The organism is Paenibacillus sp. FSL R5-0490 (assembly GCF_001956215.1).
Classification (GTDB): domain Bacteria; phylum Bacillota; class Bacilli; order Bacillales; family Cytobacillaceae; genus Cytobacillus.
In genome coordinates, this window is record NZ_MRTQ01000019.1 from 47,483 (window position 1) to 60,990 (window position 13,508).

At 42.9% G+C, this 13,508-nt stretch carries 10 protein-coding genes; 1 reads left to right on the forward strand and 9 read right to left on the reverse strand.

The window, feature by feature from the left end; all coding sequences use genetic code 11:
- Positions 1-160: 160 nt before the first annotated feature.
- Positions 161-622: a DUF441 domain-containing protein gene (locus tag BK139_RS16100; RefSeq protein ID WP_076260703.1), complete on the reverse strand. Its 462-nt coding sequence runs from the start codon at positions 620-622 to the stop codon at positions 161-163.
- A gap of 374 nt (positions 623-996) precedes the next feature.
- Between BK139_RS16100 and ytvI the strand changes: the two genes are divergently transcribed.
- Positions 997-2,118, forward strand: a complete 1,122-nt coding sequence (ytvI, locus tag BK139_RS16105; RefSeq protein WP_076260705.1) for a sporulation integral membrane protein YtvI — start codon at positions 997-999, stop codon at positions 2,116-2,118.
- A 177-nt stretch (positions 2,119-2,295) separates the two neighbouring features.
- On the opposite strand, the gene BK139_RS16110 is transcribed toward ytvI, so the two are convergent.
- From BK139_RS16110 to dnaE, 8 genes are all read right to left on the reverse strand, one after another.
- Positions 2,296-2,682, reverse strand: coding sequence for an FxsA family protein (locus BK139_RS16110; RefSeq protein ID WP_076260707.1), 387 nt, complete (start codon positions 2,680-2,682; stop codon positions 2,296-2,298).
- A gap of 121 nt (positions 2,683-2,803) precedes the next feature.
- Positions 2,804-4,564: a pyruvate kinase gene (pyk, locus tag BK139_RS16115; protein ID WP_076260709.1), complete on the reverse strand. Its 1,761-nt coding sequence runs from the start codon at positions 4,562-4,564 to the stop codon at positions 2,804-2,806.
- 85 nt (positions 4,565-4,649) lie between these two features.
- A complete protein-coding gene (gene pfkA / locus BK139_RS16120; RefSeq protein ID WP_035330297.1) occupies positions 4,650-5,609 on the reverse strand; it encodes a 6-phosphofructokinase in 960 nt (319 codons plus the stop codon).
- 399 nt (positions 5,610-6,008) lie between these two features.
- Entirely contained in the window at positions 6,009-6,986 is a 978-nt protein-coding gene (gene accA / locus BK139_RS16125; protein WP_076260711.1) for an acetyl-CoA carboxylase carboxyl transferase subunit alpha, read from the reverse strand.
- Positions 6,971-7,849, reverse strand: a complete 879-nt coding sequence (accD, locus tag BK139_RS16130) for an acetyl-CoA carboxylase, carboxyltransferase subunit beta (RefSeq protein ID WP_048008363.1) — start codon at positions 7,847-7,849, stop codon at positions 6,971-6,973. Before accD ends, accA begins: the two co-directional genes overlap by 16 nt.
- A 162-nt stretch (positions 7,850-8,011) precedes the next feature.
- Complete coding sequence (locus BK139_RS16135; protein WP_076260714.1) at positions 8,012-8,635, reverse strand: FadR/GntR family transcriptional regulator; 624 nt, start codon at positions 8,633-8,635, stop codon at positions 8,012-8,014.
- Positions 8,636-8,643: 8 nt separating this feature from the next.
- Positions 8,644-9,882, reverse strand: coding sequence for an NADP-dependent malic enzyme (gene ystJ, locus BK139_RS16140; RefSeq protein ID WP_048008362.1), 1,239 nt, complete (start codon positions 9,880-9,882; stop codon positions 8,644-8,646).
- 189 nt (positions 9,883-10,071) lie between these two features.
- Positions 10,072-13,431 carry a DNA polymerase III subunit alpha gene (dnaE, locus tag BK139_RS16145; RefSeq protein ID WP_076260815.1) on the reverse strand — a complete coding sequence of 1,120 codons (3,360 nt, stop codon included), beginning with the start codon at positions 13,429-13,431 and terminating at the stop codon, positions 10,072-10,074.
- Positions 13,432-13,508 lie beyond the last annotated feature (77 nt).

A 13,508-nucleotide genomic window follows, 5' to 3' on the forward strand; every position in this document is an offset into this window, starting at 1 on the left:
AAAGTTTATTTGCATTATTGCCCAAAGGCAATAAGAAAAGCGGAAGCGCCTTGCCCATCCCCGACACCCCGAGGGGATAGGCGCTCGAGCTAGACAGACATCAAAGTTCACAGTTTTCTTTCTTCTTTTCAAAAAAATCTATCATGAGCACTTTAATCATTCATTTAAAAAGCTCAAAGACTTTCATTGCCATATACGCAATCCCTGCTCCTATCAGAGGACCGACGGCAATGCCTTTAAAAAGGGAGACAGCAAGAATGGTCCCCAGAACAAGAGCAGTTGTAATATGGGGATCTTCAGCCAGCAATACGATGCCGCCTTTTGCCAGGAGCGCAACTGCAATCCCTGAGACTAGAGCAACCCACGCATAAGGAGATTTAAATGCCCCGCCTAAATCCCGGAAGCCGATTTCACCACTGGCTATAGGTGCAAGGACAGCAATGGTAATAATGGTTACACCCCAGTTAATTCCCTTGGACTGCAGAAATGAAAAGGTTTTTGAATCCAGGCCGGCTGTTTTAAGGATAATCAAAACAAAGACAGCAATGATCAGTGATTGATTTTTTGCTATTACACCTATCCCCAGCAATAGAAACAAAAAAATGAGTGATTGGGAAAACATCTGCTAATTCACCTGCCAGCTTTCTATATTATCGTAACATAATTTAAATCAATTTAATAATTTCCGGGTTCTTTGCCGGATATTTTAAAATAGAATAAGTACTAATAGAATATATCTAATTATTTTTAGCTCTAGAAAAAATGATGTATGATATGACTAATAACATTACATAAAGTGAAACTTCAATCAGTGGGGGGTCCTTATCCCCCACTGATTGTTAGTTGAACCAATCGGGCCTTTACGGGCAGTTTGCCCCCCACTTACCCTCTTTTGGTTCCTCTGAGTCTTAAAGTGGGGGCTTACTGCCCGTTAGACTGCGATAAAGCAAAGCTGCAATGACTTAGTCTGTTCAAATTTAATAAGGAGGCTATTACTTGAACCCGGCATATATCTATCGGACCGTAAGATTTTTCTTTGTCATTGGAGTGGTGATCTTAAGTCTCTATGCTTTCCTATATTTATCCAAAGTGACTTATCCTTTCATTATTGGACTGGCCATTGCCTTTCTAATTAACCCTTTGGTCAATATAATGGAGGTTAAATGGAAATTACCGAGGGCTCTTGCAGTCCTCATTGCACTGATTCTTATCTTTGCCATTTTTGCCGGATTAATCACATTGCTGGTGGCAGAGATCGTATCAGGTGCGGATTATTTAGCAAAAGTAGTACCGCAGCACCTTGATACCTTAATAGGTTTTGTTGAGCAATTCTTTGCAGGGCAAATCATTCCTCTTTATAACCAGCTGGCAAGTTTATTTAATAACTTGGGAACAGGACAGCAGGATACCATTATGACGAATATAGAAAATGTCGGAAAGCAATTCGGATCTACACTGGGAGACTTTATCCAGGCGTTTTTCGAAAAAATCCCTAACATTCTTTCATGGTTTCCCAATGCTGCAACTGTCCTGATCTTCTCGCTGCTTGCCACTTTTTTTATCAGCAAGGATTGGCACAGGCTTTCAGGTATATTCAGCCGCATGCTCCCCAGCCGGGCAAAAAAAAGCGGCAGAACCGTATTTGCCGATCTGCAGAAGGCTTTATTTGGTTTCGTCAAGGCACAGGCTACATTAGTATCTATTACAACGGTTATCATACTTATCGGACTTCTTATTCTGCGTGTCGATTACGCCATCACCATTGCACTTGTGACTGGCCTTGTCGATATTATTCCCTATCTCGGAACAGGGCTGATTTTTGTGCCGTGGATTATATATGAGGCGATCGGCGGAGAAATGAGCAGGGCACTCGGGCTGGGCATTCTTTATATCATTGTTTTGGTCCAGCGCCAGATAATGGAGCCAAAGATTCTTTCATCAAGCATCGGGCTTGATCCTTTAGCTACCCTGATTGCTTTATTTGCCGGTTTTAAGCTGATTGGTTTTTTGGGCCTGATTGCAGGTCCGGTCACTCTTGTACTCCTCACTACTCTTCATAAAGCTGGGGTATTCAGAGATATCTGGCTGTTTATAAAAGGCAGCGAAAAAGCCGATTAGGGTTATAAATTCTGGCACCCCTTAAGCCATGCTATGCTGAGGATTGGATATAGGGCACTTGCCTGACATCTCCCCGCTCAATGGCAATAATTCCACTGAGCGGGACAATATTGCCATCTCCCAGTAAATTAAACCAGCCGCTCCAATGAATCGGAGCGGCTTTTTATATAGCTATTTTTACCTTATTATCGTGATCGTTCCCTTGTTCATCCACTTTTTCAGCCCTATATAAAGCATGTTTTTGAGGACTTTTCTTGCAGAAGGAAGAAGCAAAGTAAAACCTAATGCATCTGTAATGAAACCGGGTGCCAAAAGCAGCGTCCCGCCAATAAGGATGCAGGCCCCTTCAAGAATAGCGTCACCAGGCATTTGCCCGTATCGCAGCTGATCCTGGATTTTTCTGATTGTTTCAATACCCTGCTTTTTAGCAAGATAAGCACCGAGAACACCCGTAAGCAGGATAATCGCAAGTGTAGGCCATAGACCAATTGTATTGCCTGAAAGTAGTAAAACGCCTATTTCAGCTGCTGGAACGATTATCATCAGCAAGAGAATGTAGCGCATTAAGCCACCTCTATTTTGTTTAAGACTTACCATTATTATATCAAACAAGGCACTGAGAATATAACTATTTGTCCGGGAAAATAAAAAAAGGAAGGGAGCCCCTTCCTTTTACAAATTCAAATTATAATACGCTTGCGTGGCCGTTATAAATTACACCGCGCTGAGAGTCAACAGTGATTTCCTGCCCATCCATTAGCAGGCTTGTTGCATTTTCAACCCCTACAATGACAGGTATGCCAATATTAAGGCCAACAACAGCTGCATGGCTTGTAAGCCCGCCTTCTTCTGTAATGAGCGCACTGCATTTCTCAATCGCAGGCACCATTTCACGGTCTGAGCCGATTGTAACCAGAATAGAGCCTTCTGTTACCTTCGCTAATGCTTCCTCTGCATTTCTTGCTACAACGACTTTTCCGAAGGCTGATTTCCGCCCGATTCCTTGTGCCTTAGCAAGAATGTCCCCCACTACATGAATTTTCATTAAGTTGGTGGTACCTGCTTCACCCACAGGAACTCCTGCTGTAATTACAACTAAATCTCCTGAAGCAACAATTCCGCTGTTCAAGCTTTCTTCAACGGCGATATCAAGCATATCGTCTGTTGTAGACGCTTTTTGGCCAATTTGAGGGTATACACCCCATGTTAAAGATAAACGCCGTGACACATAATCATTAGAAGTAACGGCAACGATTGGTGCTTTAGGACGGTACTTGGAAATCATCCTGGCTGTATGGCCGCTTTCAGTTGGAGTGATAATTGCGTTAACATCCAGGTTTAGAGCTGTATGTGCCACTGATTCTCCGATGGCATCAGTAATGTTATGCTCATTATCTTTGCTGCGATTTGACAAAATTTCTTTATGATCTAATGCAGATTCCGCTCTTGATGCAATGTTGTGCATTGTCTGCACAGCCTCGACAGGATAAGAGCCCGCAGCCGTCTCACCGGATAACATGATCGCATCAGTACCATCAAAAATGGCATTTGCTACATCACTCGCTTCTGCGCGTGTAGGACGCGGGTTGCGCTGCATCGAATCGAGCATTTGAGTTGCAGTAATGACTGGTTTTCCCTGTGCATTGCATTTTTTAATTAATTGCTTTTGTACGAGCGGCACCTCTTCTGCTGGAATTTCAACTCCAAGGTCTCCGCGCGCTACCATAAGCCCGTCAGAAATTTCAAGTATTTCTTCAATATTATCTACACCTTCCTGATTTTCAATCTTAGGAATGATGTTGATATATGATGCATTGTGCTCTTCAAGCAGCTGTCTGATTTCCAAAACATCAGATGCTCTTCGGACAAAAGAAGCCGCAATGAAATCGACGCCCTGTTCAATTCCGAAGATGATGTCCTGCGCATCTTTCTCTGTTATGCCGGGAAGATTCACAGAAACACCTGGAACATTGACGCCTTTTTTATTTTTAAGTGTTCCGCTATTTAAAATTTTTGTGTGGATTTCACTGTTGGCCTTATCAATTTTTGTCACTTCCAGACCAATTAAACCGTCATCAAGCAAAATTTTGCTTCCTGTGTCCACATCTTCAATAAGGCCTGCATATGTAACAGAAAACTTTTCTGCTGTTCCTTCAACCTCGTTCATAGAAATAATAATGTTTTCTCCAGCTTGCAGTTCAATCGCGCCATCCACCATATTATTTGTGCGGATTTCCGGCCCTTTAGTGTCTAAGAGGATTGCTACAGTCTTGCCGGTCTTTGCTGAAGCTTCACGGATATTCTGAATTCGCTGGCCATGCTCCTCGAAATCACCATGGGAAAAATTTAACCGGGCAACATTCATTCCTGCTTCAATAAGCTGTGTTAACTTTTCAACACTCTCACTGGCAGGTCCAATAGTACAAACGATCTTCGTTTTACGCATTATAATTTACCTCCTGAATTAGTGCAGCTAGATTACCGGCACAGGCGGCTTTCGGGAGCCGCGTGCAGGTTTATATGTGGCAAAATTAAATAGACAGCTCTTTCGAGAGTTTGTAGAGATCCAGGTCAAGTGTATGCTCTCTATCCAATATTTCAATTATATCATGGTCAACCAGTTTATTATTTTGAATTCCTACTGCACGTCCGCCTTTTCCTTCAAGAATAAGCTCTACTGCATATGCTCCAAGGCGGCTGGCAAGCACCCGGTCGAATGCAGTTGGGGAACCGCCCCGCTGCATATGGCCAAGCACGGACACACGTGTATCAAAATTTGTTGTTTCTTTGATTTGCTTGGCAAATTCCACGCCGCTGCAGACTCCTTCTGCAACTACAATGATACTGTGTTTTTTGCCGCGTTCATGTCCCTTTTTCAATCTCTCTGCAATTTCATCCATACTATAGCCTGCTTCAGGAATGAGGATTGTCTCCGCACCGCCTGCTAATCCTGCACACAAAGCGATGTCTCCTGCATCTCTTCCCATAACTTCAATGATAAATGTTCTTTCATGGGAAGTAGCTGTATCACGGATTTTATCAATTGCATCAATAACCGTATTTAATGCAGTGTCAAAGCCAATAGTATATTGCGTTCCCGGAATATCGTTATCGATAGTGCCAGGTACGCCAACACAAGGAAATCCATGCTCTGTCAAAGCTTTTGCTCCTCGGTATGATCCATCCCCGCCAATAACGACAAGACCTTCAATTCCGTGCTTGTTCATTTGTTCAATGCCCTTTTGCTGGCCTTCTTTTGTTTTGAACTCTTCGCTTCTTGCTGAATGCAAAACTGTACCGCCGCGATGGATGATATCACCAACCGAACCGAGGTCAAGCTTCTTAATATTTCCTGACATCAAGCCGGAGTATCCGCCATAAACACCATACACTTCAATATTATGATAGATCGCTTTACGGACAACTGCACGTACAGCCGCATTCATTCCAGGAGAATCGCCGCCGCTAGTTAAGACTCCTATTTTCTTCACAATAATCACCTCAAATGTAATTTATATCACCATAAGAAAACGCGTTTTCTTGCTGTGCTGTATTTTAACAGCCTATAAAGAATGTACATGCCTGCCCGAAAATTCTGTATGTAATAAAGGCTCTCTATATGTAAAGCAGAGCATTCTATGCTTATCTTATTATTGAACAAAACGCTATTGAATATTTCTAAAATACCATGAAGAAGGGAGCATCTCAACTTAATCAGACAATTTAAAAGAAATACAGAATTGTCGGGATACTGAAAGCGTTTTATATAGAAGAAACTGCTTTTTTCTACTATACAGACAGTATTATTGCGACTCTCCAACGTCTAAGTGGCCCTCGCTTTTCTGCACAGCCAGCTATGAAAAAATAAAAACGTGCCCGAAAGCACGCTTTTATTTTACCCCAATAAATTCCTTTAAAAACGAATATTCTCCAATCGATTTGAACTTGTTGTACCGGTGATCGATCAGCTGGTCTTCAGTAAGATCCATCAGATCCTTCAATGAGTGAGTAAGGACTTCTCCGATTTCCGCAGCTTGAACCTTGACATCTTTATGGGCTCCGCCCTTTACCTCTTCAATAATCTCATCAACCACACCCAGTTCCTTTAAGTCCGGTGCAGTAATTCTCATGGATTCTGCAGCCTTCTTTGCCTGAGTTGCATCTTTCCAAAGTATAGCAGCCGCTCCTTCTGGAGAAATAACCGAATAAGTGGAGTTTTCGAGCATATGGATATGGTTTCCTACACCAAGAGCAAGAGCTCCGCCGCTTCCACCTTCACCAATGACGATACAGATAACCGGGACTCTGAGGCTTGCCATTTCAAACAGGTTCTTGGCAATTGCCTCACTCTGTCCCCGTTCCTCTGCAGCTTTCCCTGGGTAAGCACCCTTTGTATCAATGAAACAGATAATAGGCCTCCTGAATTTATCGGCCTGCTTCATAAGCCTTAATGCTTTGCGGTAACCTTCGGGATGCGGCATTCCAAAATTTCTGCGGATATTCTCTTTTGTGTCTTTTCCCCGCTGGTGGCCGATGACAGTAACCGGAATTCCCCTAAACTTTGCGATACCGCCAACAATCGCCTCATCATCACCAAAAGCACGATCCCCATGACACTCGAAAAAATCCTCAAAAAGGTGAGAGATATAATCCAGTGTAGTCGGTCTTGCGGGATGCCTTGCAATCTGCACTCGATCCCACGGTTTCATATTTTCATATATATCGGCTTCTAATTTTTCCAGCCGCGCCTCCAGCTTCTCTATCTCGGAAGATAGGTCTACATCGGCTGTTTTGGTAAACTCTTTTAATTCAGCAATCTTTTTTTTCAGTTCCATAACCGGGCGCTCAAATTCTAATTCTCCTGCCATTGGAAGTCACCTCCTGGTTGATGTATGGATAAAATAGCTGATATTTTTTCTTTTAACTCTGTTCTAGGTATTACTGCATCCAATTGACCGCATTTTAATAAGAATTCTGCTGTCTGGAAGTCTTCCGGCAATTCTTCACGAATCGTTTGTTCTATGATCCTGCGTCCCGCAAATCCAATCAGCGCACCAGGTTCTGCCAGATTATAGTCGCCCAGTGAAGCAAAGCTTGCAGATACTCCGCCTGTTGTCGGGTGAGTCATGATTGAAATAATGAGTCCTCCATTATCACTGAATCTTTTTAGTGCGACACTTGTCTTGGCCATTTGCATCAGGCTCAAGACTCCTTCCTGCATTCGTGCACCGCCTGAAGCGGTAAAAATAATAAAAGGAACCTGTAATTCATCAGCTTTTTCAATGGCTCGGGTAATTTTCTCTCCGACTACTGAACCCATGCTTCCCATTCTGAAAGTGGAATCCATAACAGCTACTGCAATTTTTTGGCCATTTACAGTGCCTGTCCCAGTCACTACCGCTTCATTTATCTTTGTCTTTTCCCGATCCTTCTCCAGCTTTTCAATATAATCCGGGAAATTCAGAGGATTTTCAGAAATCATGTTCGCGTTAATTTCTTCAAAACTATTAGCATCCAAAAAGCTTGCTAAACGCTCTTTTGAATTCATGGTATGGTGGTAATGACAATGGAAACACACTTTAAGGTTCTTAACCAATTCTTTGGTATACATGATTTTCTTGCAGTTTGGACACTTTGTCATGATTCCTTCCGGCACATCCTGCTTTGCCGTTTCCGATGGAATGGTAGCATATTTCTTCTTCTTCGTCTTAGTAAAAATATCTTTAAGCAAGATGAAACCTCCCTGATAATAGCTGAATCATTTCCATTAATTTCATCAGTGGTCAGACCACTAATGTAAAAATGAATGCCTAACTTTTCTAGGCTTCATTTATGCTTGTCTGATTATTTAAATATAGATGATATCAAAAATTAATTCTGCAAAAAATTGTCGTTAATCCTTCGACAAATTTCTTAATTTCCTGTATACGCGAATAACTTCGGAATCTTTTCTGGAAATCAAGGTGTCAATCAGCTCTGCATATTGCTGCTTGGTGATCATCATTTTCTCTAAATCCAAAGAATTGTAATAATCTTTGAGAATGATCCAAATACGGAGGAAAAGATGATTATCTGCGAATGTGACGATTTCAAGAAAAAAGTCATCATCTGTGTAGTCTGCTTCCAGGGTCCATTTTTTGAACCTCAGAAGCCGATCTTCATCAGCCTTTTGAATAATTAGCCATAAACAGTCAAGTTCGATAAGAAACTTGGTTTCTTTTACATCTCTTATAGATTTCTTATCCTGAAGAATAAACGTGCTGAGCAGCTGTACGAGCTGATGCCCCCTAAAATCCCTCATAAAAGTTCCCTCGCCTCTCCTTGTCTCAATTAAGCCAAGAAGTTCAAGAGCTCTTAATGCTTCCCGAACGGAAGAGCGCCCGACACCCAGGCGCTCTGACAGCTCTCTTTCGGAAGGCAATCGATCTCCAGGCTTAAGGCCATCATGTTCAATCATGGTCCTAAGCTGTTTGACAATGCCGATATAAACCTTCGTGTTATTTTGAGGTGAATTCACTTATGGAATCACTCACCTTTTCCAATGACTGCAAGTTGCTTCGTTTTTTCCTTCACTTCTTCAGGATCGACTTTAATGCGGGCAACGCCGGTTTCCATAGCTGCCTTTGCTACAGCAGCTGCAACTTCCGGTGCTACACGGGGATCGAATGGCCCCGGGATGACATAATCTGCATTCAATTCATCCTGATGCACCAGATTAGCAATGGCTTCTACAGCAGCCACTTTCATTTTCTCATTGATATGAGTTGCCCGGACATCCAGTGCTCCGCGGAAGATTCCTGGGAAAGCCAGCACATTGTTTACCTGGTTTGGAAAATCGGATCTTCCGGTTCCAACCACCATTGCCCCAGCCGCTTTCGCTTCTTCAGGCATAATTTCAGGAGTTGGATTAGCCATAGCGAATATAATCGGATCCTGATTCATAGTGCCAATCATTTCAGCCGTCAGGGCTCCGGCAGCAGAAACCCCGATGAATACGTCAGCCCCTTTAATAACATCTGCAAGGCTTCCATTCGCATTCTCGCGATTCGTGTACTTTGCAACTTCATTTTTAATTTCATTCATACCCTGAGGGCGGCCTTCATAAATAGCACCTTTGGTGTCACACATTATGATATCGCGTACACCGTAGCTGTATAAAAGTTTAATAATGGCAATCCCGGCAGCACCGGCACCATTTGCGACTACCTTAATTTCATTCATCTTCTTCCCGGAAAGCTTCAGGGCATTTACAAGGCCTGCAACAGTTACAATGGCAGTGCCATGCTGATCATCATGAAAAACGGGAATGTTTGTTTCCTTCTTTAGTCGCTCCTCTACATAAAAGCAATTGGGAGCAGCAATATCTTCAAGGTTTACGCCTCCAAATGTAGGCTCGAGCAGTTTTACAGTCTCAACAATTTTATCTACGTCTGTCGTATTAAGGCAAATTGGAAATGCATCCACTCCTGCAAAACTTTTGAAAAGTACAGCTTTTCCTTCCATTACAGGCAGGGCAGCTTCCGGCCCGATATTCCCCAGTCCCAGCACTGCTGTTCCATCGGAAACAACCGCGACCATGTTGCCTTTCATTGTATATTCATAGACAGTTTCCGGCTTATCATAAATTTCCTTGCAGGGCTCAGCAACCCCCGGTGAGTAAGCAAGACTTAAGTCTTTGGCATTTCGCACCTGTACTTTAGATTTAGATTCCAATTTCCCTTTATTAGCTCTATGCATATGCAAAGCTTCTTCGCGTAAGGTCAAAATTTTCACTCCTCATATTCCGGATAGGATTATATATAAACATAGACTTGACGAATACATGCTTTAAACCCAGCTGCAGTTCTGTTTCAGTATCAGATTGAGCAGGGCTTTTCTTTCACTCACAGTGGTCAGACCAGTTTATTTTTCTTCTTACAAATATACCATAATTGTTATTGTTGTAAAGGGTAATTACTTTAAAACGACGTTATTCCGGCCAAGCAGCTGCATAAGTAAATTCAGGAAATCCACTGTCGGCGAGACCAGATCCTCTTCACCCAGGCGAATGGTTTTTCGGGAGGTTTCATAATACAAAACCACTTGAACACTGCCTTCATTTTTCTTAAATAATTCTTTGAGCAAACGAAGATTTTCCGTTGTCTCCCGATCCTCAGTAATCCTTAAATACAATACGGGATCTTTATTTTGCATTTTTTCAACGGCTTCCTTCACATCATCCAGGTGCTGTACAATCAGCTGCTTTTTTCCGTCCCGTTCCTCCAGCTTTCCCTCCGCTAAGACGATGTTTCCCTGAGAGCAGAGCATGGAAAACCGGTTAAACACCTTTGGAAATACAACTGCCTCCATATCCCCCGTCTGATCGCTCAAGGAAAGAAACGCCATTGGTTCGCCTTTTTTCGTACGGATTTTTTTCACTTCGGATAAATAAGCAACTGTCTTTGCCTTTTTAACCGTTTTTTCGAGTTCAGTCAGCGGACAGGCTTCCAGCAGGGAAAAATAGGATTCGTAAATTGAAACAGGATGATCTGATAAATATAGGCCGAGCACCTCTTTTTCAAATCTCAGCTTGTCCTCGGAACGGATCGGATCTACTTCTGTATATTTAGGCTTAGGAAAAAATTCATCATCTTCAAAGAAATCAGCTTGATCATCTTCCGGCAAAACAAGCTGGGCATGCTCCGCAGCTACATCCAGGCTTGCCAGAAGAACAGCTCTATCTTCTCCAAATTCATCAAAGCTGCCTGAATGTACCAGCGATTCAAGGATTTTGCGATTTACTGCTTTTGTTGAAACCCTTATGCAAAAATCAAACAGATCTTCAAAGCGCTTGTTTTTTCTCGCCTGAAAAATATCTCTTAAAGCTGCAGCACCAATTCCTTTTATAGCAGCCAGGCTATATCTGATAGAATTTTTCTCTGCCAGAAAGGAGTAGCCGCTTTTATTAATGGAAGGCGGGCTGAGCGTTAAGCCCATCTGCCTCAGTTCTCCGATATATTGGGCAATCCTGCCTTCATTTCCGATAGCAGAAGTCAGCAGGGAAGCCATAAAGTGAAGAGGATAATGAGTTTTCAAATAAGCCAGCTGATAGGCTATGAAGCTATATGCAACAGCATGGCTCCGGTTGAATCCATAATTTGCGAACCGGACGATTAAGTCATATATATCATGAGCGGTTTGCTCATTATAGCCTTTATTGACTGCTCCCCCAACGAAATGGACACGCTCACGGTCAAGCACTTCTTTTTGCTTCTTGCTGACCGCTCTCCGAAGCAAATCTGCTTCACCCAATGAAAATCCGGCCATTTTTGCAGCGATTTGCATAATTTGTTCCTGATACACGATGACTCCATACGTATTTTCAAGAATAGGCTTCAAGTCAGGATGAGGATATATGATTGGCTTCCTTCCGTGCTTCCTGTCAATAAAAAGAGGGATATTTTCCATTGGGCCTGGGCGATAAAGAGCATTGACAGCCACTATATCCTCAAACCGCGTTGGCTGAAGCCTTGTCAGGACACTGCGCATCCCATCAGATTCAAGCTGGAAAATACCTGTTGTATCTCCTCTTCCCAATAGACTGTATACATCCTCATCATCCAGGGGAATTTGTTTTATATCAATCTGTGTGCCTGTCTTTCTCTGTATAGAGCTTAGGATATTCTCAATTAATGTCAGGTTTCTAAGACCGAGAAAATCCATTTTTAAAAGGCCGACATCCTCGAGATGCTCCATTGAATATTGGGTCAAATAAACATTTTCATGCCCTTTTTGTATAGGAATGGCCTCAACAAGCGGATGTTCGCTGATGACAACCCCGGCTGCATGGGTCGATGTATGTCTTGGGAGTCCTTCCAGTTTGACAGCTGTTTCAAATAGTCTCCTATTTAAATCGGATTCCTGGGTAAATCTTCTTAAAGGCTCAGATTCTTTGTAGGCCTCTTTGAGAGTGATGCCTAATTTGGAAGGTATTTTTTTTGAAAGCATGTCCAGCTCTTTAGGATTAAGGCCAAATGCCCTGCCGACATCCCGGAGTGCCGCTTTGGCAGCAAGGGTCCCAAATGTAAGAATTTGTGCCACATGCAGTTCTCCATATTTTTGGGATACATACCGAATTACCTCATCCCTTCTGTGATCCGGGAAATCGATATCAATATCAGGCATGGAGATTCTTTCCGGGTTAAGGAACCGCTCAAATAGGAGTTGATGCTCAATGGGATCCACATCTGTTATGTAGAGGACATAAGCAACCATCGAACCGGCTGCAGATCCCCGTCCCGGACCTGTTAAAATGCCATTTTCCCTCGAGAATTTCATAAAATCCCAAACGATTAGAAAATAATCACTGAATTTCATGTTCCTGATTATGTTCAGCTCATACCGCAGCCGATCCTTATGCTCATCATTGCCATCCGGATATCTGTCAGCAAAGCCCTGCCGGCACACTTCTTCCAACAGCTCATCGGCACTCATTCCTCCTGCAGCAGGGTACTTAGGGAGATTCTGTTTATCCAGCTCAAGCATTACATTGCATTGCTCAGCAATCATAATCGTATTCTCTAATGCATCCGGATACTCTGATAACAGTTCCGCCATTTCCCCGGATGACTTTAAGTAATACTCATTGCTCTTCAGCCGTTCTCTTTCTTCATCCTGGAGCTTTTCACCATTTTTAATGGCCAGCAGACACTCATGGGCAAAAGCTTCCTCTTTTTTTATGTAACAGACACCATTTGAAGCCGCCAGGCCAATCCCGGCTTCTTCTGAAAGCTTAACCAGAGTGTCGTGGATTTTTTTTTCATCATGCAGCCCATGATCCTGTAAAGCGAAGAAGAAAGAATTTGGCCCGAAAATGCTGCCGAAAAGGTCAGCTGTTCTTTTTGCCTGGCCGTATTCACCTGCCACAAGAGATTGTTCGATCTCCCCATCCAAGCCTGGAGTTAAAGCAAACAATCCTCCGGCATAGTGTTTAAGCCATTTAACAGGAATGCCTCCAGGCGATTTTGTCTGGACCGTGCTCGTGATTTTTAATAGATTCTGAAACCCCTGCCGGTTTTTAGCCAGGAGGACCAATGGATAAGCTTCGCCTTCAGATTTCTCGCTTAGTACATCCACAGTGAGTCCCAGGATCGGCTTTATGGACTGCTTAAGACATTCTTTATAAAAGGCGACTGCCCCGTACATGACATTTCGGTCCGTCAGAGCCAGGGCAGGAAACCTATTTTCCCTTGCGCCCGTCACAAGCTGCTCTATTCTTGCCGTGCTCGACAGCAGGCTATACGCGCTATATACATGAAGGTGAATAAATGACATGTTTCTCACACCCTTAATTTCTGCTATTTTCATTATAGAACGCCCGTTTCCAAAAAGAAAATATGTTCTCTTTTTAA

Coding starts and splice junctions, on each gene's coding strand:
- BK139_RS16100 (WP_076260703.1), bottom strand. CDS start 622: ATGTTTTCCCAATCACTCATTTTTTTGTTTCTATTGCTGGGGATAGGT.
- BK139_RS16110 (WP_076260707.1), bottom strand. CDS start 2,682: ATGCGCTACATTCTCTTGCTGATGATAATCGTTCCAGCAGCTGAAATA.
- pyk (WP_076260709.1), bottom strand. CDS start 4,564: ATGCGTAAAACGAAGATCGTTTGTACTATTGGACCTGCCAGTGAGAGT.
- accA (WP_076260711.1), bottom strand. CDS start 6,986: ATGGCAGGAGAATTAGAATTTGAGCGCCCGGTTATGGAACTGAAAAAA.
- dnaE (WP_076260815.1), bottom strand. CDS start 13,431: ATGTCATTTATTCACCTTCATGTATATAGCGCGTATAGCCTGCTGTCG.